Annotated in this window: 1 protein-coding gene; it reads right to left on the reverse strand. The window is 62.3% G+C overall.

Annotation, left to right across the window (positions count from 1 at the left end; genetic code table 11):
• Positions 1-80 (reverse strand): hypothetical protein (locus tag CVH10_RS24060; RefSeq protein WP_219925102.1); only part of this gene is annotated, 80 nt, incomplete at its 3' end.
• Positions 81-239: the final 159 nt, after the last annotated feature.

The raw sequence follows: 239 nt of genomic DNA on the forward strand, positions 1-239 counted from the left end.
TCCAGCAGCTTGGAGAGTTCAGCGGCTTCCAGAACGGTAAGCGCGGACAGGTCTTCGACGATCTTGGCGAGGTCGGCCATTGTCAGTTTTCCTTCGGAGGATGAGGTTTAGAGAGTGATGCAGAGATGAAAGGCGGGGCCGCTTACGCGGCGTCCTTGGTGGCGTAGGCGTTGAACACGCGGGCCAGCTGACCGGCGGGTGCTTGCAGCACGCCGGCGATACGGGTCGCAGGCGCGTTG

This window comes from Halomonas sp. ND22Bw, from assembly GCF_003011945.1.
Classification (GTDB): Bacteria; Pseudomonadota; Gammaproteobacteria; order Pseudomonadales; family Halomonadaceae; genus Halomonas; species Halomonas halophila.